Source organism: Pseudomonas sp. NY15356 (assembly GCF_048068175.1).
GTDB lineage: Bacteria > Pseudomonadota > Gammaproteobacteria > Pseudomonadales > Pseudomonadaceae > Aquipseudomonas > Aquipseudomonas putida_K.
In genome coordinates this window covers 305960-327675 of sequence record NZ_JBLUPW010000001.1, presented here as the reverse complement: position 1 = coordinate 327675, position 21716 = coordinate 305960, and the positions used below count along the sequence as shown (strand labels likewise).

At 63.8% G+C, this 21716-nt stretch carries 18 protein-coding genes; 5 read left to right on the top strand and 13 right to left on the bottom strand.

Going from position 1 to position 21716, the window contains the following annotated elements; all coding sequences use genetic code 11:
* Positions 1-8: 8 nt before the first annotated feature.
* The 4 genes from ACNFCI_RS01470 to betI all read right to left on the bottom strand — a co-directional run bounded on the left by ACNFCI_RS01470 (position 9) and on the right by betI (position 5929).
* Positions 9-1751: a potassium/proton antiporter gene (locus ACNFCI_RS01470; RefSeq protein ID WP_084853909.1), complete on the bottom strand. Its 1743-nt coding sequence runs from the start codon at positions 1749-1751 to the stop codon at positions 9-11.
* 235 nt (positions 1752-1986) lie between these two features.
* Positions 1987-3684, bottom strand: coding sequence for a choline dehydrogenase (gene betA, locus ACNFCI_RS01465; protein WP_224457208.1), 1698 nt, complete (start codon positions 3682-3684; stop codon positions 1987-1989).
* Positions 3685-3761: 77 nt separating this feature from the next.
* Entirely contained in the window at positions 3762-5234 is a 1473-nt protein-coding gene (betB, locus tag ACNFCI_RS01460; protein ID WP_416767262.1) for a betaine-aldehyde dehydrogenase, read from the bottom strand.
* Positions 5235-5272: 38 nt separating this feature from the next.
* Positions 5273-5929 (bottom strand): transcriptional regulator BetI, encoded by a 657-nt coding sequence (betI, locus tag ACNFCI_RS01455; protein ID WP_084853915.1) that lies wholly within the window; start codon positions 5927-5929, stop codon positions 5273-5275.
* 419 nt (positions 5930-6348) lie between these two features.
* Here betI and ACNFCI_RS01450 point away from each other — a divergent pair, with 419 nt between their 5' ends.
* Positions 6349-8352, top strand: a complete 2004-nt coding sequence (locus ACNFCI_RS01450; protein ID WP_084853917.1) for a BCCT family transporter — start codon at positions 6349-6351, stop codon at positions 8350-8352.
* 125 nt (positions 8353-8477) lie between these two features.
* On the opposite strand, the gene ACNFCI_RS01445 is transcribed toward ACNFCI_RS01450, so the two are convergent.
* The 4 genes from ACNFCI_RS01445 to gpmI all read right to left on the bottom strand — a co-directional run bounded on the left by ACNFCI_RS01445 (position 8478) and on the right by gpmI (position 13631).
* The gene (locus ACNFCI_RS01445; RefSeq protein ID WP_416767260.1) at positions 8478-9242 is read right to left on the bottom strand and encodes a divergent polysaccharide deacetylase family protein; all 765 of its coding nucleotides are present in this window, start codon (positions 9240-9242) and stop codon (positions 8478-8480) included.
* 8 nt (positions 9243-9250) lie between these two features.
* Entirely contained in the window at positions 9251-10582 is a 1332-nt protein-coding gene (locus ACNFCI_RS01440; protein WP_084853921.1) for a S41 family peptidase, read from the bottom strand.
* An 88-nt stretch (positions 10583-10670) separates the two neighbouring features.
* Complete coding sequence (locus tag ACNFCI_RS01435; RefSeq protein ID WP_084853922.1) at positions 10671-11957, bottom strand: murein hydrolase activator EnvC family protein; 1287 nt, start codon at positions 11955-11957, stop codon at positions 10671-10673.
* A 138-nt stretch (positions 11958-12095) separates the two neighbouring features.
* On the bottom strand, positions 12096-13631 hold the full coding sequence (gene gpmI, locus ACNFCI_RS01430) for a 2,3-bisphosphoglycerate-independent phosphoglycerate mutase (protein ID WP_084853924.1): 1536 nt from the start codon (positions 13629-13631) through the stop codon (positions 12096-12098).
* Between the two features lie 203 nt (positions 13632-13834).
* Here gpmI and ACNFCI_RS01425 point away from each other — a divergent pair, with 203 nt between their 5' ends.
* Genes ACNFCI_RS01425 through secB form a run of 3 tightly spaced genes read left to right on the top strand, consistent with a single transcriptional unit; the run spans position 13835 to position 15027 of the window.
* Entirely contained in the window at positions 13835-14248 is a 414-nt protein-coding gene (locus tag ACNFCI_RS01425) for a rhodanese-like domain-containing protein (protein WP_224457204.1), read from the top strand.
* A 2-nt stretch (positions 14249-14250) separates the two neighbouring features.
* Positions 14251-14505 (top strand): glutaredoxin 3, encoded by a 255-nt coding sequence (grxC, locus tag ACNFCI_RS01420; protein ID WP_043212544.1) that lies wholly within the window; start codon positions 14251-14253, stop codon positions 14503-14505.
* Positions 14506-14544: 39 nt separating this feature from the next.
* Complete coding sequence (secB, locus tag ACNFCI_RS01415) at positions 14545-15027, top strand: protein-export chaperone SecB (protein WP_084853928.1); 483 nt, start codon at positions 14545-14547, stop codon at positions 15025-15027.
* Between the two features lie 104 nt (positions 15028-15131).
* On the opposite strand, the gene trmL is transcribed toward secB, so the two are convergent.
* Positions 15132-15587, bottom strand: a complete 456-nt coding sequence (gene trmL / locus ACNFCI_RS01410; RefSeq protein WP_084853930.1) for a tRNA (uridine(34)/cytosine(34)/5-carboxymethylaminomethyluridine(34)-2'-O)-methyltransferase TrmL — start codon at positions 15585-15587, stop codon at positions 15132-15134.
* On the opposite strand from trmL, the gene ACNFCI_RS01405 reads away from it, so the two are divergent.
* Positions 15586-16023 carry a hypothetical protein gene (locus tag ACNFCI_RS01405; protein ID WP_416767257.1) on the top strand — a complete coding sequence of 146 codons (438 nt, stop codon included), beginning with the start codon at positions 15586-15588 and terminating at the stop codon, positions 16021-16023. The two genes, trmL and ACNFCI_RS01405, sit on opposite strands and share 2 nt — an antisense overlap.
* Before the next feature lie 298 nt (positions 16024-16321).
* Here ACNFCI_RS01405 and ntrC read toward each other — a convergent pair whose 3' ends face one another.
* The 4 genes from ntrC to glnA form a co-directional block, all read right to left on the bottom strand.
* On the bottom strand, positions 16322-17758 hold the full coding sequence (ntrC, locus tag ACNFCI_RS01400; RefSeq protein ID WP_416767256.1) for a nitrogen regulation protein NR(I): 1437 nt from the start codon (positions 17756-17758) through the stop codon (positions 16322-16324).
* A complete protein-coding gene (gene glnL / locus ACNFCI_RS01395) occupies positions 17755-18840 on the bottom strand; it encodes a nitrogen regulation protein NR(II) (protein ID WP_416767254.1) in 1086 nt (361 codons plus the stop codon). Before glnL ends, ntrC begins: the two co-directional genes overlap by 4 nt.
* 263 nt (positions 18841-19103) lie before the next feature.
* Positions 19104-19649 carry a chorismate mutase gene (locus ACNFCI_RS01390; RefSeq protein ID WP_416767252.1) on the bottom strand — a complete coding sequence of 182 codons (546 nt, stop codon included), beginning with the start codon at positions 19647-19649 and terminating at the stop codon, positions 19104-19106.
* A gap of 257 nt (positions 19650-19906) precedes the next feature.
* Positions 19907-21313, bottom strand: a complete 1407-nt coding sequence (glnA, locus tag ACNFCI_RS01385) for a glutamate--ammonia ligase (RefSeq protein ID WP_084853940.1) — start codon at positions 21311-21313, stop codon at positions 19907-19909.
* Positions 21314-21716 lie beyond the last annotated feature (403 nt).

The window sequence follows — 21716 nt, the reverse complement described above, 5'->3', positions numbered from 1 at the left end:
ATCGGAGTTTAGAGGAACAACCCGGGGCCGGGGCGGGTACCTTCGGGAAATCTGACGCCCACTTTCTGGATCTTGTTCCCTTCCATGGTCGCCACGGTCCAGATCGTGCTGTTCCATTCGACCTGGTCGCCTACTACTGGAGCGCCTCCGACCTTTTGTCGGATGAACTGCGCCAGCGGCATTTTCGCGTCCAGGCCTTCGAGTTTCAGACCATAGAGCGCAGCCACCGCGCCGAGCTCGGCATCGCCTTCGAGCACGAAGTCTCCGAAGAAGCGCAGGTCCAGGCCGCGTTGCGGTGCCTGGCTGAACAGTTTACCCAGGGCTGGCAGGTTATGTTCATGGCCGATCACACAGAGCATATCGCCGACCTCCAGTACCGTGCTGCCCGAGGGGTGCAGCAGTTGTTCGCCGCGAAACAGTGCGGCGATACGCGTGCCCTCGGGCATCTTCAGCTCGCGCAGCGCGGCGCCGATGCACCATTTTTCAGCACCCAGGCGGTAGACGAACAGCTCCCATTCGCTGGTGATGTGCACTTCCAGGGCGGAGCGGGAGATCGGGGCCGGGTCCGGCGGCACCGTGACCTTCAGCAGCTTGGCCATCCATGGCAGGCTGGTGCCTTGCACCAGCAGCGATACCAGGACGATGAAGAACGCCAGGTTGAAGAACAGCTGGGCATCCGGCAGCCCGGCCATCAGCGGGAACACGGCAAGGATGATGGGGACCGCGCCGCGCAGGCCGACCCAGGAAATGAACGCCTTCTCGCGGCCATGGAAGGCCTTGAACGGCAACAGGCTGGCGACCACCGACAGCGGCCGGGCGAACAGGATCATCCACAGCGCCAGGCCCAGGGCCGGCAGGGCGATGGGCAACAGGTCGTGGGGCGTGACCAGCAGGCCCAGCACCAGGAACATGCCAATCTGTGCCAACCAGGCCATGCCATCGAGCATGTGCAGGATGCCGTGGCGGCTGCGGATCGGCCGGTTGCCCAGCACCAGGCCGCACAGGTACACAGCCAGGAAGCCGCTGCCGTGCAGGGCGTTGGTCAGGGAGAACACCGCCAGGCCGCCGGCGATCACCAGGATCGGGTACAGGCCACCGGCGAGGCTGATGCGGTTGACCAGCTGCAACATCAGCCAGCCGCCACCCAGGCCCAGCAAGCTGCCGATGCCGAACTCGCGCAACAGGTGGGTGAGCAGGCTCCAGTGCAGGCCGGTCTGACCGCTGGCGATCATGTCGATGAGGGTGACGGTGAGGAATACCGCCATCGGGTCGTTGCTGCCCGACTCGATTTCCAGGGTGGCCGAGACCCGCTCGTTCAGGCCCTTGCCGCCGAGCAGCGAGAACACCGCTGCTGCGTCCGTGGAGCCGACGATGGCGCCGATCAGCAGGCCCTGGATCAGGCTCAGGTCGAACAGCCAGGCGGCGACCATGCCGGTCAGGCCGGTGGTGATCAACACGCCCACCGTGGCCAGCGACAAGGCCGGCCACAGGGCCACGCGAAAGCTCGCCACCCGGGTGCGCAGGCCGCCGTCGAGCAGGATCACGGCCAGGGCCAGGTTGCCCACCAGGTAGGCGGTCGGGTAGTTGTTGAAGATGATGCCGCCACCATCGACCCCGGCAGCCATGCCGACGGCGAGGATGATGACCAGGATAGGAATGCCCAGGCGGGATGACAGCGAGCTGACCAGGATACTTGCCCCGACCAGCAGTGCGCCGATCAGGAACAGGCTGTTGATGGTGCTCGCATCCAAAGGCAGTACTCCGGTACATCGCGGGGAAAGGGCAGGGCAGCGTTGACTAGCAGGTCGCGTGCCAATCGATTCTAACCTGATGAATTGGCCGCCTGTAAAGCGTTTCTGCAAATGAAAAAAGCACCGATCAAGGTGCTTTTCTCTGTGTTGCAGTGTCGACGCTATCGCGGGGCAAGCCCGCTCCCACAAGGAACGGTGATCGCCTGTAGGAGCAGGCTTGCCCCGCGAAAGGGCCTCAGCCCTGCTTGACCTCACGCATCGGCTTGCCTTTGACCGGCGCGCCGTTGGCCACGTAGTACTTGGCGGTGCTGCGCGGCAGCGGCTTACGGCCACGGATCTTGTCCGAGATCTTCTCGGCGATCATGATCGTGGTGGCGTTGAGGTTGCCGGTGATGATGATCGGCATGATCGAGGCATCGACCACACGCAGGCCCTGCATGCCGTGCACGCGGCCTTCGCCATCGACCACCGCCATGTCATCGGTGCCCATCTTGCACGAGCAGGACGGGTGGAAGGCGGTTTCGGCGTGCTCGCGGATGAACTTGTCCAGTTCCTCGTCGGTCTGCACGTGGGCGCCCGGGCTGATCTCGCGACCGCGGTAGGGGTCCAGCGCCGGCTGGGCCATGATTTCGCGGGTCAGGCGGATGCCGTCGCGGAACTCTTGCCAGTCCTGTTCGGTGGCCATGTAGTTGAACAGGATGCTTGGGTGCTGGCGCGGGTCCTTGGACTTGAGCTTGATGCGGCCACGGCTTGGCGAGCGCATGGAACCCATGTGAGCCTGGAAGCCGTGCTCCTTCACGCCGTTGGAGCCGTTGTAGTTGATGGCGACCGGCAGGAAGTGGTACTGGATGTTCGGCCACTCGAACTCAGGGCGGGTGCGGATGAAGCCACCGGCCTCGAACTGGTTGCTGGCGCCGATACCGGTACCGTTGAACAGCCACTCGGCACCGATGGCCGGCTGGTTCCACCACAGCAGCGAGGGGTACAGCGAGACCGGCTGGGTGCAGGCGTACTGCATGTACAGCTCCAGGTGGTCCTGCAGGTTCTCGCCGACACCCGGCAGGTCGTGTACGACCGGGATATCCAGGCTTTCCAACAGTTCGCGCGGGCCGACGCCGGAGCGTTGCAGCAGCTGTGGCGAGGCGATGGCGCCGGAGCTGACGATGACTTCCTTGCGGGCGCGGGCTTCCATGCGCTCTTCGCTGTCGCCGACCAGGTAGGTCACGCCGATGGCGCGCTTGCCGTCGAACAGGACGCGGTCGGTCAGGGCGTGGGTGACGATGGTCAGGTTCGGGCGCTTCTTGGCCTGGTCCAGGTAGCCGCGGGCGGTGCTGGCGCGACGGCCTTTCGGCGTCACGGTGCGGTCCATCGGGCCGAAGCCTTCCTGCTGATAGCCGTTGAGGTCTTCGGTGCGCGGGTAACCGGCCTGCACGCCAGCTTCGACCATGGCGTGGAACAGCGGGTTGTTGCCGGCCTTGGGCGTGGTCACGCTGACCGGGCCGTCGCCGCCGTGGTAGTCGTTCGGGCCGATGTCACGGGTTTCGGCCTTGCGGAAGTACGGCAGGCAGTCCAGGTAGGTCCAGTCTTCCAGGCCTGGCAGTTTCGCCCAGCCGTCGAAGTCCATGGCGTTACCGCGGATGTAGCACATGCCGTTGATCAGCGAAGAACCACCCAGACCCTTGCCACGGCCGCATTCCATGCGACGGCCGCCCATGTGCGGCTCCGGGTCGGTCTCGTAGGCCCAGTTGTAGCGGCGGCCCTGCAGCGGGAAGGCCAGGGCGGCCGGCATCTGGGTGCGGAAGTCGAAGCGGTAGTCCGGGCCGCCGGCTTCGAGCAGCAGGACGGTGACGCCAGCGTCTTCGGTCAGGCGGGTCGCCAGGGTGTTACCGGCGGAACCGGCGCCGACGATGATGTAGTCGAATTCTTGGGACATTGAAGTACCCTCGTGTTAGCGGTGATCAGGGAGCGGAAACGCCCGTGCACGGCGGCACGGGCGTGGCTAGACAGGGTTTAGAAAACCGAGTTGTAGCCGCCCAGCTCGACCTGGACCGACTTGATGCGGGTGTACTGGGCCAGCGAGCTGACGCCGTTTTCGCGGCCGACGCCCGACTGCTTGTAGCCACCGACCGGCATTTCGGCCGGGGACTCGCCCCAGGCGTTGATCCAGCAGATACCGGCTTCGAGCTTGTGGATGATGCGGTGGGCACGGCTGATGTCGTTGGTGCACACGCCTGCGGCCAGGCCGTATTCGGTGTCGTTGGCGCGACGGATGGCTTCTTCTTCGGTTTCGTAGGTCAGGATGCTCATGACCGGGCCGAAGATTTCTTCCTTGACGATGGTCATGTCGTCGGTGCAGTCGGTGAAGACGGTCGGCGCAACGAAGGCACCCTTGGCGAAATCACCGTCCATCAGACGCTCGCCACCGCACAGTACGCGTGCACCTTCTTCCTTGCCCTTGGCGATGTAGCCCAGGACGCTTTCCATGTGCGGGAAGCTGACCAGCGGGCCGAAGTTGGTGTTCTCGTCTTCCGGGTTGCCAATGCGGATGCGAGCAACGCGCTCGGCGATCTTGGCTTCGAAGGCGGCCTTCATCGACGCCGGTACGAACACGCGGGTGCCGTTGGTGCAGACCTGGCCGGAGCTGTAGAAGTTGGCCATCATGGCGATGTCGGCGGCCTTGTCCAGGTCGGCGTCGTCGCAGATGATCAGCGGCGACTTGCCGCCCAGTTCCATGGTGACTTCCTTGAGCGTGGAGCTCGAAGCGCTGGCCATGACCTTCTTGCCGGTGGTGGTGCCGCCGGTGAAGGAGACTTTCTCGATGCGTGGGTGTTCGGTCAGCCAGGTGCCGACTTCACGGCCGCTGCCGGTCAGGACGTTGAACACGCCGTCAGGCAGGCCGGCTTCGGTGTAGATCTCGGCCAGTTTCAGGGTGGTCAGCGAGGTGACTTCCGAAGGCTTGAAGATCATGGCATTGCCGGCGGCCAGGGCCGGGGCGGATTTCCACAGGGCGATCTGGATCGGGTAGTTCCAGGCGCCGATACCGGCGGTCACGCCCAGCGGCTCGCGGCGGGTGTAGACGAAGGAGCTTTCGCGCAGCGGGATCTGCTCGCCTTCGATGGCCGGTACCAGGCCTGCGTAGTATTCCAGCACGTCGGCGCCGGTGACGATGTCGACGTAGCGAGTTTCAGAGTACGACTTGCCGGTATCCAGGGTTTCCAGCATGGCCAGCTCGTCGTTGCGCTCGCGCAGGATATCGACGGCGCGGCGCAGGATGCGCGAACGCTGCATGGCGGTCATGGCAGCCCAGACTTTCTGACCACGCTCGGCGCTTTCGACGGCCTTCTCGACGTCCGCCTGGGTGGCGCGCTGCACGTGGGCGAGGACTTCGCCGGTGGCCGGGTTGATGGCTTCGAAGGTAGCGTCGGAGCTAGCGTCGACATAACCACCATCAATATAGAGTTTTTGCGTTCCGAAACGGGCCATAGTGTCCTCGCAAGTGCAGTGTGTGGTTGGCTACCGCGTCACGCTCCTGCCTGCTCGGCAAGCGCTGCGCGCGAAGGTTCAGAGGCCTGGTCGGTAATGCCCAGGGTCTGTTGTTTAGCCAGTTGTAGATCCATGTATTCGTAAGCAATCCGTATCGCCTGGTCGGTGTCGAATTCGTCACCCGACAGCGCACCACGCAGCCACAGGCCATCGATCAGGGCCGCCAGGCCGCGGGCAGCCTTGCGCGCATGGTAGAGCGGCAGGACGCGGCGGAACTGGCAGCACAGGTTGGAATACAAGCGGTGGTCGTTGATCCGCTGCAACCTGTGCAGGTCTGGCTGGTGCATGCTGGAGGCCCAGAAGGCCAACCAGGTTTTCATTGCCGGGCCATTCACCTGGCTCGCATCGAAGTTGCCTTCGATGATCACTTTCAGGTGGGCACGCGGGCTGTCGTCCGTCAGTGCCTGGCGACGCGCCGCCACCCCTTCGTTGAGCATGCTCATGACGTAGCCCATCGTCGCTGCGATCAGGCCATTCTTGTCCCGAAAGTAGTGACTGATGATGCCGTTCGACACACCGGCCAAACGGGCAATCAGCGCAATGCTGGCATCTCCCAGGCCGACCTGATCGACAGCCTGTAGCGTGGCTTCGATCAACTGCTGGCGGCGGATGGGTTGCATACCGACCTTGGGCATCTTGCTATCTCCTCAGGCCTGCGATCAGACGACGAGCGGCTGCCTCGGCGAAGGCCAGTCTATTTTGTTTTGATTGAACGTTCAATCAATAAAGAATAAGCTCTGCGACAATTTGTGCCATTGACAGTTTTTCAGGCGGTCGAGAAGGCACGGATTGACACCCCAGGAAATCGCGTAACCCCCGGAATACAAGGCGTTGACGGGCATGAGCGATGCGAATGACAGATTCCGCCGGGCGGTCACAGGCCGAACGGGAAGCCCTTTGGAGCGGGCTGGAACTGTTTTTTTGCAACGATTCGATTCGGGATCACGGTTTCCTAGGTGCATTTATAACACCTGACGCAGTGGGGCTATTCCACCATTTGCTTGGGAAACATCTGATTAGCCTTCACCCCGCACTTGCCCGGAGCATTCGTGCAATGAGTTCTGCCTCCCTAACCAAGCCTCCCGCCGAACGCGTGCGGGTCAACCGCGTGGTGTTCTACACCTCCGCCCTGCTGGTCCTCGCCTTGACTGCCTTGCTCATCGCGGTTCCTGAAACAGCTGGCCATGTGCTGGGCATTGCCCAGAAATGGCTGACCCGCACCTTCGGCTGGTACTACATGCTGGTGATCTGCGGTTACCTGCTGTTCGTCGTCTACCTGGCCTTCTCCGACTACGGCAAGCTCAAGCTGGGCGGCAAGGACGACCAGCCTGACTTCAGCTACGGCGCCTGGGCCGGCATGCTGTTCTCCTCCGGTATCGGTATCTCGTTGCTGTACTTTGGCGCATCCGAGCCGCTGGACCACTACTTCAACCCGCCAGAGGGTACCTCGGCCAGCCTCGAGGCCGCGCGCCAGGGCCTGCAGCTGACCTTCCTGCACTGGGGCCTGCACGGCTGGGCGATCTACGCCCTGGTCGGCCTGGCCGTGGGGTACTTCGCCTACCGCCACAACCAGCCGCTGGCACTGCGCTCGGCGCTGTACCCGCTGGTCGGCGAGCGTTGGGTCAAGGGTGCCGCGGGCAATGCCGTGGACATCTTCGGCATGTTCGTCACCCTGCTGGGCCTGGTCACCAACTTAGGGATAGGCTCGATGCAGGTGGCCTCGGGCCTGGAATACCTGTTCGGCATCGACCACAGCAAGACCAACCTGCTGGCGGTCATCCTGGTCATGGCCGGTGTTGCCACCGTAGCAGCGGTATCGGGCGTGGAGAACGGCATCCGCCGCCTGTCCAACCTGAACATCATCCTGTTCAGCGGCCTGCTGATCTTCGTGTTGCTCGGCGGCCAGACCCTGCACCTGCTCAACGCCTTCGTGCAGAACATCGGCGACTACCTCAACGGCCTGGTGCTCAAGACCTTCGACCTCTATGTCTATGAAGGCGAGGCGGGCAAGTCCGAGCGCTGGCTGGGCCTGTGGACCGTGTTCTACTGGGCTTGGTGGATTTCCTGGGGCCCGTTCGTCGGCATGTTCATCGCCCGTATCTCCAAGGGCCGTACCGTGCGCCAGCTGGTGACCGGCGTGCTGCTGATTCCACTGGGCTTCACGCTGGCCTGGCTGTCGATCTTCGGCAACACCGCGCTGGACCTGGTGATCAACCAGGGCGCCGTGGAGCTGGGCAAGACGGCGCTCGAGCAGCCTTCGATGTCGATCTACCAGCTGCTGGAATACTTCCCGGCCGCCAAGATCGTCATCGGTGTAGCGGTATTCGTCGGCTTCGTGCTGTTCCTCACGCCGGCCGACTCGGGCGCGGTGATGATGGCCAACCTGTCGTGCAAAGGCGGCAAGGTGGACGAAGATGCGCCGCACTGGATGGTGGTGTTCTGGTCGGTGATCATCACGCTGGTCACCATCGGGCTGCTGTTCGCCGGTAACTTCGAGGCCATGCAGACCATGGTGGTGCTGGCTGGCCTGCCGTTCTCGGTGGTGCTGGTGCTGTTCATGTTCGGCCTGTACAAGGCCATGAAGCAGGACGTGGCCGTCGAGCAGGAGCGCGCCGAGCTGGCTGCCCGTGGCCGCCGTGGCTTCAGCGAGCGCTTGAGCCAGATGGACCTGCAGCCGACCCAGGCCGTGGTCCAGCGTTTCATGGACAAGTACGTAAGCCCGGCGCTCAAGGACGCCGCCGCGCAGATGCGTCTGCAAGGCTTTGAGGTCGAGGCCCGTGCCGGTCACTCGCGTAACCTGATGGGCCTGCGGGTGATGATGGAAGAGGGCAACCCGTTCGTTTATGAAGTCAGCCTGGACGGCTACCAGGCCGCGCCGAGCGAGGCGCAGGTCGAAGGGGCGCCGGAAGTACCCCAGCGCTTCTACCGTGCTGAGGTGTACCTGCACGATGGCAGCCAGGAATACGACCTGATGGGCTTCACGCCTGAGCAGATCGTGCGCGATGTGCTGGATCAGTTCGAGAGCCATCGCCAGCTGCTGGGGCGTGTGTATAGCTGATACAGCTTGATGCAATGAAGAAGAGCCCGGTTCGTGAGAGTCGGGCTCTTTTCATTTGTGGATGAGGGCTCGGCTTGAGTGTTGTGGTGGGGCGGGAATCGAGCGCCGCTCCGCCTATTTGCTTCTCAGCGGTTGCTGTAGCGCCCGTTATGGCCATGGCCCGGCATCGCCTGGTTGCCGCGCTGGGCGATCATCTGGTGGATGTCGATCAGCTCGATGCCCTGGCCTCTGAGCCGAGGTATCTCCCGCGCCAGGACGTCCAGGGTCTGCGGATAGGGATGCCCGATGAGCACCGCCGAACCTTGCTTGCGGGCCAGGGCGATGCCTTGTTGCAACTGGGCCGTGATGGCTTCGGTGGTGCGCACGTCGTCCAGGAACACATCCCGCGAAACATGCGCCAGACCCTGCTCCTGGGCCTTGGCCGCGGCCACGGTGGCGGCACTGGTGCGGCTGTCGACGAAGAACAGGTGGCGCCGTTGCAGTTCGCCCATCAGCCAGGCCATGGGTCCAGGCTGGGCGGTCATGCGGCTGCCCATGTGGTTGTTGATGCCGGCGGCGAAAGGCACCTTGGCCAAGGCGGCGTCCAGGCGGCGGGCCAGCTCCTCGACCGGCGTGCCCGGCGTCCAGGCATAGGGGCCAGTAGCCGGGTCCATGGGCATGTGCAGGATCACCGTGCGCCCGGCCTTGTGGGCCTGGCGGGCGAAATCGGTGGCGTGGGGTGTGTCGGGCATGATCGCCAAGGTGACCGGGCCTGGCAGGGCGAGGGTGCGACTGTCGCGCTCGCTGTTCTGGCCCAGGTCATCGATGATGATGCTCATGTAGGCCTTGGCCGGCGCCGCGTGGGCGGGGCCGGCCAGCAGGCAGAGCAGCGAGAACAGCAGGTAGCGCATGGGCAGGGTCAGTCACCCTTGGTGATGTTCAGGCCCTTGAGCAGGCTCAGGGCCTGGCTGAGCTGGAAGTCGCCATCCTGCGGGCGGTCCTTGCGCTTGGCGCTGCCGGTCGGACGATCGGCGCCACCATTACCGTTGCCCAGGTGGCCTTGCAGGTCGGCTTCCTTGAAGTTGTCGGTGTCCGCTTCGGCGGTGAGCTTGGCCGGGCGTACTTCGATATCCGGGACGATGCCCTGGGCCTGGATCGAGCGGCCGTTGGGGGTGAAGTACAGGGCAGTGGTCAGCTTCAGGGCGCGGTCGTTGTTCAGCGGCAGCACGGTCTGTACCGAGCCCTTGCCGAAGCTGTCGGTGCCCATCAGCACGGCGCGTTTCTGGTCTTGCAGGGCGCCGGCGACGATCTCCGAGGCCGAGGCGCTGCCGCCGTTGATCAGTACCACCAGCGGCACGCCTTCGCTGGCATCGGCCGGGTCGGCCGAGAAGCGCAGCTCGGAGTTGGCGATGCGGCCCTTGGTGTAGACGATCAGCCCTTTGGTCAGGAAGTGGTCGGCCACTTCCACCGCCGACTGCAAGACGCCGCCTGGGTTGTTGCGCAGGTCCAGGACCACGCCGCGCAGCTTCTTGCCGTTGTCCTTGCGCAGCTTGGCCAGGGCCTTGCCCACTTCATCGCCGGTCTTGACCTGGAACTGGGTGATGCGGATATAGCCATAGTCATTTTCCAGCAGCTGGCTCTTCACGCTCTTGACCTGGATCACCGCACGGGCGAGGGTCACGTCGAACGGCGTACCGCCGTCGCGCACCAGGGTCAGGGTGATCTTCTCGCCGACCTTGCCGCGCATCTTGTCGACGGCCTCGGTCATGGTCTGGCCACGGGTCGGGGCGCCGTTGATCTTGACGATCAGGTCGCCCGCCTCGATGCCGGCGCGCGAGGCCGGGGTGTCGTCGATCGGCGACACCACCTTGACGAAGCCGTCCTCCATGCCCACTTCGATGCCCAGACCGCCGAATTCGCCGCTGGTGCTTTCCTGCAGCTCCTGGAAGTCTTCGGGGCCCAGGTAGGCCGAGTGCGGGTCGAGGTTGCTGAGCATGCCCTTGATGGCGTTTTCCAGCAGGGTCTTGTCGTCCACCGGCTCGACATAGGCCGCCTTGATGCGGTCCATGACTTCGGCGAAGGTGCGCAGCTCATCCAGCGGCAGCGGTGCGTTGGCCGTCACCTCGGTGGCCGGGACCGCAGCGCGGCTGGCCGGCGTTGCCGGTGCCGGCTCGGCGGCGCAGGCCAAGGGCGCGCCGACCACCAATGCGATGGTCAGGGCCAGCTGGGTGAGGCGAGGCGAGTGCAGCATGTCGAACGAACTCCTGATCCTGTTGGCGCTCCCGCGGGAGCATCGGCGCAGCGGTGGGTTGCGCTACGCCGTAGACGTTTGAGGGGGGCTAGCCCCGGCACCATTGGGCAGGGTCGGTCGGCCGGCCCTGCTGGCGAATGGCGAAGTACAGGCCCGAACTGTCCTGCCCACCGCTGTCGCCGACGGTGGAGATGGCTTCGCCGGCCTTGACGATATCGCCGGCGCTCTTGAGCAGGCTCTGGTTGTGGCCGTACAGGCTCAGGTAACCATTGCCATGGTCGAGAATGACCAGAAGTCCAGCACCGCGCAACCAGTCGGCGAACACCACGCGCCCGCCATGCACGGCGCGCACCTGGGTGCCGGGGCTGGCGCCGATCATCACGCCGTCCCACTTGGCCCGGGCATCGCCACCGCGTGCATCGCCGAAGCGTGCCAGCAATCGACCATTGACCGGCCATGGAAGTTTTCCGCGCGCGGCAGAAAATGCGCCGCCATAGTTCGCGCCGTCGCTGGAAACCAGCGGGCCCAGCGTGGTTCGGGCCTTTTTCGTGGGCGTTTCGGTGGCCGAGCGGGCGGCGAGGGCTTCCTGCTGGCGGCGTTTTTCCGCCTCGCGCTGGGCCAGCAGCGCCTTCTGGCGAGCTTCCTCGGCTTCGCGGGCCTGGCGGGCCAGGGTTTCCTCGATGGTCTTGAGCACCTTGGTGAGGTCGGCCTGGTCCTGCTGGCGAGCCTGCAGCTTCTGGTCGCGAGCCTTCATGTCGCCGTTGAGCTTGGCCAGCACCTGCCGGCGCTCGTTGCGGACGGCCTCGAGGGCCTGCCGGCGGCTGTCGAGGTTGCCGCGCTGGGCCAGCAACTGCGCCTGCTGGCGGCTGATGTCCTGCTCGACGTTGGCCAGCTGGCGCAGGGTTTCGTTGAAGGCGCGCAGTTGTTCCAGGCGCGCCTTGCTCAGGTAGTCGTAGTAGGTGAGGGTGCGGGCGAACTTCTCGGGGTTCTGCTGGTTGAGCAGCAGCTTGAGGTATTCCTCGCGGCCGCTCTGGTAGGCGGAGCGGGCCTGGATGGCGATCAGTCGCTGTTGTTCAACGCGGGCGCTCTGGAGTTTTTTTTTCTCGGTATCAAGGCGCTCCAGCTCGCCCTCGGTCTTTTTTAGTTCTTCTTGCAGCGCCTCCACCTGTTTTTCGAGATCGCCGATTTCGGTCTCGGTGGTCTTGAGGTCTTTCTGCACACCGGACTTCTCCTCCTGGAGCTTGCCCAGCATTTTTTTCAGCTCGGCGATGTCCTGGCGGGTGGCTTCCAGTTGTTGCTGGGTCTGCGCACGCTCGTCGGCGAAGGCCGGGCTGAGCAGGCAGGACAGGGCGATGAGGATCAGGGCGCGGAGCATGGGGTTGGGCGTACCAGGGATGGAGACTGGCCTAGTATGCCCGCCCGTGCCCGCAAAAAAAACGCCTCGCGGTATTTGTGGCGAGGCGTTTGTCTGGAAACCGTGCAGCGGGGCTGCCTTGCAGCCCCTGGCAATGGCTCAGGCGTCGACCAGAATCGAGGTGCCGGTCATTTCCGCGGGTTTTTCCAGCCCCAGCAGCTTGAGCATGGTCGGCGCCACATCGGCCAGCACGCCGCCTTCGCGAACCTTGAGGTCGCGCTTGCCGACATAGATGAACGGCACAGGCTCTGTGGTGTGGGCGGTGTGCGCCTGGCCGGTGCACGCGTCTTCCATCTGCTCGACGTTACCGTGGTCGGCAGTGATCAACGCTTCGCCGCCGACCTTGTCCAGCGCCTCGACGATGCGGCCGACGCAGCCATCCAGGGCCTCGACGGCCTTGACCGCCGCCTCGAACACGCCGGTGTGGCCGACCATGTCGCCGTTGGCGTAGTTGACCACGATCACGTCGTAGCGCTGCTGCTCGATGGCCTCGACGATGCGGTCGGTGACCTCCGGTGCGCTCATCTCAGGCTGCAGGTCGTAGGTGGCCACCTTCGGCGACGGGATCAGGATGCGCTCTTCGCCTTCGAACGGCTCTTCGCGCCCGCCGGAGAAGAAGAATGTGACGTGGGCGTATTTCTCGGTCTCGGCGATGCGCAGCTGGGTCTTGCCGTGCTTGGCCAAGTATTCGCCGAGCACGTTGTCCAGGCTGGCCGGGGCGAATGCGGCCGGGGCCGGGATCTTGGCCGAATACTGGGTCAGGCCGATGTAGGCGGCCAGTTTCGGCAGGCGGGCGCGGGGGAACTCGTTGAAGTCGGGCTCGACGAACACGCGGGACAGTTCGCGGGCGCGGTCGGCGCGGAAGTTCATGAAGACCACGGCATCGCCGTCCTCGACCTTCACCGCTTCGCCGATGCGCGTGGCTTTCACGAACTCGTCGCTTTCATCGCGGGCGTAGGCGGCTTCCAGGCCTGCCACGGCCGAGTCGGCGGTGTAGTCGGCGACGCTGTCGACGATCAGGTTGTAGGCGGCGGCGACGCGGTCCCAGCGGTTGTCCCGGTCCATCGCGTAGTAGCGGCCGATGAGGCTGGCGATACGGCCTTTGCCCAGCTTGGCGAAGGTGGCATCGAGCAACTCGATGGATGACTGCGCGCTGCGTGGCGGGGTGTCACGGCCGTCGAGGAAGGCGTGCAGGTAGATTTTTTCGGCGCCACGTTGTGCGGCCAGCTCGGCCATGGCGATGAGGTGGTCCTGGTGGCTGTGCACGCCGCCATCGGAGAGCAGACCGAGGATATGCACGGCCTTGCCGGCACCTACGGCCTTGTCCACCGCGCCGGTCAGGACTGGGTTGTGGAAGAACTCGCCATCACGGATGGCCTTGGTCACCCGGGTGAAGTCCTGATACACCACACGCCCTGCGCCGAGGTTCATGTGGCCGACTTCGGAGTTGCCCATCTGGCCGTCGGGCAGCCCGACATCCATGCCGGAACCGGAGATCAGGCCATGGGGCTGGCTGGCCCGCAGGCGATCGTAGACCGGGGTGTTGGCGGCGAAGATGGCGTTGTACTCGGGGCTTTCGCTGTGCCCGAAACCATCCAGGATAATCAGGACCAAGGGTTTTGGCGTGCTTGTCATCAATCCTACTCACGGTTGCAAGATGATAAAGACACGCATTCTAGGGCAATTCGGCCAAGCGCGGCCAATTTCCTCCGGATGGCCGGCCATCGCTCCGACAGGCTGCCGATGTAGGTGTTTTCCCAGCGGGCCCGGCGGGCTTTGGCCGGCTTTGGGGGCTGTGTATACTGGCCGGCATTTTCAATCGCGTGGAACACCCTCAGATGGTTGCTAACCTGATCCAATTTGCGACAAACCACTACATCCTGGTCGCGATCTTCGTTGTACTCCTGGTCTTGCTGCTCATCAACGAGATCCGCCGTGGCGGCCAGAGCCTGAGCAATGGCCAGCTGACCGCCCTGGTCAACGCCGACAAGGGCGTGGTGATCGACATCCGTCCGGCCAAGGAATACGGGGCGGGCCACATCGTAGGCGCCTTGAACATCCCGCAGGACAAACTGGTCAACCGTATGGCCGAGCTGGACAAGCACAAGGGCAAGACCCTGATCGTGGTGGACAGCATGGGCCAGCAGTCCGGCACCATCTGCCGCGAGCTGCTCAAGGCTGGTTACACTGCCGCCAAGCTCAGCGGTGGCGTTTCCAGCTGGAAAGCCGATAACCTGCCCCTGGTGAAGTGATCATGAAGCCTGTCATCGTCTACTCCAGCGACTATTGCCCCTATTGCATGCGCGCCAAGTACCTGCTCGAGAGCAAGGGGGTGGCCTTCGAGGAAATCAAGGTCGACGGCAAGCCCCAGGTGCGCGCCGAGATGAGCCAGAAGGCCGGCCGCACTTCGGTGCCGCAGATCTGGATCGGCACCACCCACGTTGGCGGTTGCGATGACCTCTACGCCCTGGAGCGCGCAGGCAAGCTCGACGCCCTGCTCGAGGCCTGAGCACTTCCCCTTACATAACCATTAGGAAAAGGATCTGCCATGACAGACCAGCAGAACAACGGCGCCGCCGAAGACAACTCCCCGCAATTCTCCCTGCAGCGTATCTACGTGCGCGACCTGTCGTTCGAAGCGCCGAAGAGCCCACAGATCTTCCGCCAGCAGTGGGAGCCGAGCGTCTCGCTGGACCTGAACACCCGCCAGAAGGCCCTGGAAAGCGATTTCCACGAAGTGGTGCTGACCCTGTCGGTGACCGTCAAGAACGGTGAGGAAGTGGCGTTCATCGCCGAAGTGCAGCAGGCTGGTATCTTCCTGATCAAGAACCTCGACGCTGCTTCCATGAGCCACACCCTCGGCGCGTTCTGCCCGAACATCCTGTTCCCGTACGCCCGCGAGACCCTCGACAGTCTGGTGACCCGTGGTTCGTTCCCGGCCCTGATGCTGTCGCCGGTCAACTTCGACGCCCTGTACGCGCAAGAGATGCAGCGTATGCAGGAAGCTGGCGAAGCGCCGACCGTGCAGTGATTCCGCCGGTGTGAAGAAAGCGCCCCTCGGGGCGCTTTTTTATGGGGGCGTTTTGAGGATGTGTCAGGGCTGCCAGGTGTTCGTCGTGAAAGATTCAGCGCCTGTCAGGCAAACCCCTGCTGGCGCCATGCCTCGTACACCGTCACCGCCACGGTATTGGACAGGTTCAGGCTACGGCACCCTGGTCGCATCGGCAGGCGCAGGCGCTGCTGCGCGGGCAGGCTGTCCAGCACCTCGGCGGGCAGCCCGCGACTCTCAGGGCCGAACAGGAAGGCGTCGCCCGGTTGGTACGCCACTTCATGGAAGGGGTGCGAGCCCTTGGTGGTGAAGGCGAACAACCGCGGCTGGCCGAGGCTTTCCAGGCAATCGGCCAAGCTCTGGTGGCGCTTGAGCGTGGCATACTCGTGGTAATCCAACCCTGCCCGGCGCAGGCGCTTGTCGTCCAGCTCGAAGCCCAGCGGCTCGATCAGGTGCAGGTCGCAGCCGCTGTTGGCGCACAGGCGGATGATGTTGCCGGTATTCGGCGGAATCTCTGGTTGAAAGAGGATGACGTGAAACATGCACGGCTCCAGGCGTAATGATGACGAGCATTCTACCCTCGAACCCGACCTGCGTTCGAAGGCCTGGCCACGTGTACTGTTGTCGTTGGCCATCGTCGGCTTGATGGTGGGCCTGATGATTGGTCGCTTGACCGCGCCTGAGGAGCGGGTACTGGAACAGGTGGATGTGGTGCCGGACGGCTTGGCGCTGTGGTTCGATGACGAGCCCAGGCTGCATGGTGAGAACGTGGAGGGCACGGTAGCGCTGGTCTTCCAGGCCCAGGGGCGGGAGCAGCGCGGCCAGATGCAAGTCCAGGGCAAGCCTGCGGCTTGGCGGTTGCGCCAGAGCGAAGAGGGGCTGCTATTGACCGTGGTTGCCGCGCGTCCTCTACAGGGCGAATGGGCCGGTGCAGAGGACGCTGGGCGCTGGCGGGTGCAGGTGAAACTGCACGAATAAAAGAGGGGATATCCCGGCCTGCCTGTACCGAGGTCCCCAAAACTGGAGGTACCTGGTGTATTGCAGGTGCCGTGCCAGTTCTGCAAAAGCCCGTGAATGCTGGGTTTAGCACGGTTCTGGCGGGACCTCCGGTAGTTTTTGTGCCTTTGGGCAGTGCGGTGGGCACCGGATCGGTGCAAGAGGCGGCTTGAGGTGTTGCCCTTGCAGACGCAATCGCGGGGCAAGCCCGCTCCTACAAGGGGGGCGCGGTGTCGAGGGCGGCGGCCTCCTGTGAGAGCGGGCTTGCCCCGCGATTGCGTCAGTGGTCGTCGCCGTCTTCTTCATCCCCGCCATCGACCCGCATGCCCAGTTCCTTGATCTTGCGCGTCAAGGTATTGCGCCCCCACCCTAGCAGCAGCGCCGCATCGCGCCGGCGCCCGGCGGTGTGCTTGAGGGCGGTCTCGATCATGATGCGTTCGAAGCTGGGCACGGCGCTGTCGAGCAGGTTCGACTGGCCGCGTGTCAGGGCCTGGTCGGCCCATTGGCGCAGGGCTTGTTCCCAGTTGGTCACCGGCGCCGCATCGTGCGGTAGGTTGAGCAGCTCCGGTGGCAGGTCGCCGATCAACACCTCGCGGCTGGAGGCCATGACGGTGATCCAGCGGCAGGTGTTCTCCAACTGGCGCACGTTGCCCGGCCAGGGCAGGTTGCGCATGAATTCCTCGGTTTCCGGCTTGAGCAGCTTGGGTTCCACTGCCAGCTCCTTGGCCGCCCGGCCAAGGAAGTGACGCGCCAGGGCGGGAATGTCCTCGCGCCGGTCTGCCAGGCGCGGGATATGGATGCGGATCACGTTCAGGCGGTGGAACAGATCCTCGCGGAACTTGCCGGCCTGCACCAGCGATTCGAGATTCTGGTGTGTCGCGGCGATGATGCGCACGTCCACCTTGACCGGCACATGCCCGCCAACCCGGTAGAACTCGCCATCGGCCAGCACCCGCAGCAGGCGGGTCTGGGTGTCGGCAGGCATGTCGCCGATCTCGTCGAGGAACAGCGTGCCCCCGTCGGCCTGTTCGAAGCGGCCGCGGCGCAGATTGGCCGCGCCGGTGAAGGCGCCTTTCTCGTGGCCGAACAGTTCGGACTCCATCAGGTCCTTGGGGATCGCCGCCATGTTCAGCGCGATGAACGGCGAGGCCGCGCGCGGGCTGTGACGGTGCAGCGCATGGGCCACCAGCTCCTTGCCGGTGCCGGACTCACCATTGATCAGCACGGTGATATTGGAATGGCTGAGCCGGCCGATGGCGCGGAACACCTCCTGCATCGCCGGGGCCTCGCCGATGATCTCCGGCGTGCGGGCCAGGCTTGTCGGCACGTCGAGCGCCTGTTGCTCCTGGGCATGCTGGTTGGCGCGCTTGACCAGTGCGACGGCTTCGTCCACATCGAAGGGCTTGGGCAGGTATTCGAAGGCGCCGCCCTGGTAGGACGCCACGGCGCTGTCCAGGTCGGAATGGGCAGTCATGATGATGACCGGCAGGCGCGGGTGCTGTTCGCGGATCTGTGCGAGCAGGTCCAGGCCGCTGGTGCCGGGCATACGTATATCGGAAATGATCACGTCCGGTTGCTGCCGGGCCAGGCGGCCCATGACTCCGTCGGCGCTGTCGAAGCTCTGGGTGGTCATGCCTTCCTGTTGCAGGGCTTTTTCCAGGACCCAGCGGATGGAGCGGTCATCGTCGACGATCCAGACGGTTTCACTTCGGCTCATGAGGCGGTGGCTCCTTGTTCCAGGGGCAGGAAGATCGAGAAAGTGGTATGGCCAGGGTGGCTGTCACATTCGATCAGGCCCTGGTGCTGGCTGATGATGTTCTGGGTGATGGCCAGGCCCAGGCCGGTGCCGTCCGGGCGCCCGCTGACCATCGGGTAGAAGAGGGTGTCCTGCAGTTCGGCGGGAATACCCGGGCCGTTGTCGATGATTTCGATCCGTGCGACCAGGCGATGACGAATGTGGCCGATGGTGAACTGGCGCACGGCGCGGCTGCGCAGGGTAATGCGGCCCAGGCGCAGTTCGTTCTGCCCGGCGATCGCCTGCATGGCGTTGCGCACGATATTGAGCACGGCCTGGATCATCTGTTCGCGGTCGATCAGCACGTCCGGCAGGCTCGGGTCGTAGTCGCGCACCAATGTGATGCCGCCTTGGCTCTCGGCCTCCACCAGGCTACAGACCCGCTCCAACACCTCATGCACGTTGGTCATGCCCAGCGACGGCAGCTTGTTCGAGCCGAGCATGCGGTCGACCAGGTTTCGCAGGCGGTCGGCCTCCTCGATGATCACGTTGGTGTAGTCGCGCAGGTCGTCATGGGGCAGCTCGCGTGACAGCAATTGCGCCGCGCCACGGATCCCCCCCAGAGGATTCTTGATCTCGTGGGCCAGGCCACGTACCAACAGCTTGGTGGTCTCCTGCTTGCTCAGCTGGGCTTCTTCCTTGGTGATGCGCAGCAGTCGGTCGCGGGGGTGGACCTCCAGCAGCAGCAAGGTCTGGCCCTGGTGCAGGATGGGGGTGACGGCATAGTCGACGGTGATGGTCTGCCCGGTCAGGGAAGTGAGCTGGGCTTCGCGCTTGGTGAACGGGTGCGCCTGTTCCACGGCTTGACGCAGGGAGTTGAGCGCCTCGGTCGATTCGGTGAACAGCTCGCTGATGAATTGCCCATGGCTGCGCTGCCCGCTGACCGCCAGCAGCATTTCCGCCGCCGGATTCATGTACTCCAGGCGCAACTCGGCATTGAGCAGAAGCGTGGCCGTGGTCAGGTTGTCCAGGAGCAGCCGGTGCTGTGCATCGCTGATGGTCATGGCGTCTTGGACCTCGTTTGGGCGCGTGGTTGGCTCGTGGGTGGGCCCGGCTGGGCTAGGGCGCGCGCGGGTGATCCTCTCGGTGCAAAGGAAAATGCAAGAAACAAACCAAGGCTCCGAAAAGAAGCGGATTTTCCGGATAAAGGCCTGGAATTGTGCGAAAGCAGGACAAAAAGCCCTGGTTTATCGTTTCTTGTGACCTTTATTGGGATGCATCGCGGGGCGCAGGGCATCGCGATGCACCAATATAGAGCATAGGGCGTTCAGCTGCGCTCGCACAGCTGCGCGGTGGCGCGGACCAAGGCGAGGTGGCGGGGACTGTTCGTCGGGCGCTGGGCCAGGGCATCGGCCAGTTGCCCGGCACACAATGGCGTGCGTTGTTGGTCGAAACGCGCCAGGTCCAGGAGCAGCTGGTTCTGCAGGTTGTCGAGCTGTGGGCGAATTTCGCTGGCAAGGTCGCGGCGCGGGGTCTCGGGCGCATGGCGTTGTTGGTGCCATGTGTTGAGGTAGTGGTATTGCAGCAGCTTGTTGGCTTCGATCTGGTCGGCGAAGAACGCTTCGGCGCGCGTTGGGCTCAGGCGATAGTCAGGTGCCGCCTGGCGCACGTTGGCCAGAACCTCTCGTTCGCGCTGCGGAGCCTGTACCGGCTGGCGCTGGTCCCACTTGTGGAGGGCAACGGCTTCGGCCAGCTCCAGGCGCTGTTCCATGCTGTCCAAGAGGCGAACCAGCGCGATGTTGCGGTTGTCGGGTGTGGCGCAGCCAAGCAGGGTCGTGGCGAGCACCAGGAAGGTGAGCATGCGTATGGGCATCGGTTCCTCTCCAAGGTTGGCGCGAAGAAAACGCTCAAATCTGCTCAGGACAGAGCGGCGCAGGCGTGGCCTCGGGAATCCCTGGAGTATCGAGGCGGCGAGGGCAAGGCGGGCAGTGCGTGGCATGAAGAGGCTCCATCTGGAAGACGAAGCTCTGAGCCTGCGATGGCTGGACGGAGAATGCTGTAGGCATTGTCTGGAATGAAAAAGGCCTCCAGAGGAGGCCTTTCGTTACACCGGATCGTACAGGTCTGGAATCAGACGCTGTAGTACAGGTCGTATTCCAGCGGGTGGACGAAGGTGCGGACCTTGATCTCTTCTTCGGACTTCAGCTCGATGTAGGCATCGATGAAGTCGTCGGAGAACACGCCGCCCTTGGTCAGGAACGCACGGCCCTTGTCCAGTTCTTCCAGGGCTTCCTTCAGGCTGCCGCAGACCTGCGGGATTTCCTTGGCCTCTTCAGGCGGCAGGTCGTACAGGTTCTTGTCGGCGGCATCGCCTGGGTGGATCTTGTTCTGGATACCGTCCAGGCCGGCCATCAGCAGGGCGGCGAAGCACAGGTACGGGTTGGCAGCCGGGTCCGGGAAGCGCGCTTCGATACGGCGGGCTTTCGGGCTGGAAACGTACGGGATACGGATCGAGGCCGAACGGTTACGGGCCGAGTAGGCCAGCATGACCGGGGCTTCGAAGCCAGGCACCAGACGCTTGTAGGAGTTGGTGGCCGGGTTGGTGAAGCCGTTCAGGGCCTTGCCGTGCTTGATGATGCCGCCGATGAAGTACAGGGCGGTATCGGACAGGCCGGCATAGCCTTCGCCGGAGAAGGTGTTCTTGCCGTCCTTGGAGATCGACATGTGGACGTGCATGCCCGAGCCGTTGTCGCCGTACAGCGGCTTGGGCATGAAGGTGGCGGTCTTGCCGTAGGCGTCAGCCACGTTGTGCACGCAGTATTTCAGGGTCTGGACTTCGTCAGCCTTGGTGACCAGGGTGTTGAACTTCACACCGATTTCGTTCTGGCCGGCGGTGGCCACTTCGTGGTGGTGAACTTCGATGACCAGGCCCATTTCTTCCATGGCGTTGCACATGGCAGTACGGATTTCGTGGTCGTGGTCGCACGGCGGAACCGGGAAGTAGCCGCCTTTGACAGCAGGGCGGTGGCCCTTGTTGCCGCCTTCGACGTCCTGGTCGGTCATCCAAGAGCCCTGTTCGGAGTAGATCTTGAACATGGAGCCCGAGATGTCGGACTTGAACTTGACCTGGTCGAAGATGAAGAACTCAGGCTCCGGGCCGACGAACACGGTGTCGCCGATGCCGGTGGTCTTGAGGTATTCCTCGGCGCGCTTGGCGATGGCGCGTGGGTCACGGTCGTAGCCTTGCATGGTGGACGGCTCGACCACGTCGCAGACCAGGATCAGGGTCGGTTCTTCGGTGAACGGGTCCAGGACGGCGGACGCGTCGTCCGGCATCAGGATCATGTCGGAGGCTTCGATACCTTTCCAGCCTTCGATCGACGAGCCGTCGAACATCTTGCCGGCTTCGAAGAAGTCGTCTTCCAGCGCATCGCGAGCGGGCATGGTGACGTGGTGCTGTTTGCCTTTGGTGTCCGTGAAACGCAGATCAATCCACTTGACGTCATGATCTTTGATGAGTTGAACCGACTTCGACATGTTGTCCTCCGGATGGTCTAGGGCGCGGTGGGCCGCTGCCCTGGAAAAAGGGTGTCGCCGGGCGCGGATAGTCGGCCAAGCTTACCTGCCTCACAAGAGAGCAATTTGCATGCCAGTGCTCGAAAATGGCGAGGATGGGATAAAAGGGGGCGTTGGCGGGCATTTTGCCTAAAGGGTACCTTTGAAAATGCACCCATAAGATGCGTTTTTTTGAAGCAGCGCACCATTGTGGTGCGATGGTGATCATGTGCGCCCCATCGCGGGACAAGCCCGCTCCTACAGGGAGTTGCGCACAACGGGCTCTCGGTGGGAGCGGGCTTGTCCCGCGATGAGGCCCGCACAGGCAACATAAATCCATGTCCTGATCAAAAGTTGCTCAAACCTTGAGCTATTTCCGCTATAA

Excerpts from the sequence above, each read along its gene's own strand:
- betA (WP_224457208.1), bottom strand. The coding sequence starts at position 3,684 with ATGTCCCAAGAATTCGACTACATCATCGTCGGCGCCGGTTCCGCCGGT.
- betB (WP_416767262.1), bottom strand. The coding sequence starts at position 5,234 with ATGGCCCGTTTCGGAACGCAAAAACTCTATATTGATGGTGGTTATGTC.
- betI (WP_084853915.1), bottom strand. The coding sequence starts at position 5,929 with ATGCCCAAGGTCGGTATGCAACCCATCCGCCGCCAGCAGTTGATCGAA.
- ACNFCI_RS01450 (WP_084853917.1), top strand. The coding sequence starts at position 6,349 with ATGAGTTCTGCCTCCCTAACCAAGCCTCCCGCCGAACGCGTGCGGGTC.
- ACNFCI_RS01445 (WP_416767260.1), bottom strand. The coding sequence starts at position 9,242 with ATGCGCTACCTGCTGTTCTCGCTGCTCTGCCTGCTGGCCGGCCCCGCC.
- ACNFCI_RS01440 (WP_084853921.1), bottom strand. The coding sequence starts at position 10,582 with ATGCTGCACTCGCCTCGCCTCACCCAGCTGGCCCTGACCATCGCATTG.
- ACNFCI_RS01435 (WP_084853922.1), bottom strand. The coding sequence starts at position 11,957 with ATGCTCCGCGCCCTGATCCTCATCGCCCTGTCCTGCCTGCTCAGCCCG.
- gpmI (WP_084853924.1), bottom strand. The coding sequence starts at position 13,631 with ATGACAAGCACGCCAAAACCCTTGGTCCTGATTATCCTGGATGGTTTC.
- ACNFCI_RS01425 (WP_224457204.1), top strand. The coding sequence starts at position 13,835 with ATGGTTGCTAACCTGATCCAATTTGCGACAAACCACTACATCCTGGTC.
- grxC (WP_043212544.1), top strand. The coding sequence starts at position 14,251 with ATGAAGCCTGTCATCGTCTACTCCAGCGACTATTGCCCCTATTGCATG.
- secB (WP_084853928.1), top strand. The coding sequence starts at position 14,545 with ATGACAGACCAGCAGAACAACGGCGCCGCCGAAGACAACTCCCCGCAA.
- ACNFCI_RS01405 (WP_416767257.1), top strand. The coding sequence starts at position 15,586 with ATGCACGGCTCCAGGCGTAATGATGACGAGCATTCTACCCTCGAACCC.
- trmL (WP_084853930.1), bottom strand. The coding sequence starts at position 15,587 with ATGTTTCACGTCATCCTCTTTCAACCAGAGATTCCGCCGAATACCGGC.
- ntrC (WP_416767256.1), bottom strand. The coding sequence starts at position 17,758 with ATGAGCCGAAGTGAAACCGTCTGGATCGTCGACGATGACCGCTCCATC.
- glnL (WP_416767254.1), bottom strand. The coding sequence starts at position 18,840 with ATGACCATCAGCGATGCACAGCACCGGCTGCTCCTGGACAACCTGACC.
- ACNFCI_RS01390 (WP_416767252.1), bottom strand. The coding sequence starts at position 19,649 with ATGCCCATACGCATGCTCACCTTCCTGGTGCTCGCCACGACCCTGCTT.
- glnA (WP_084853940.1), bottom strand. The coding sequence starts at position 21,313 with ATGTCGAAGTCGGTTCAACTCATCAAAGATCATGACGTCAAGTGGATT.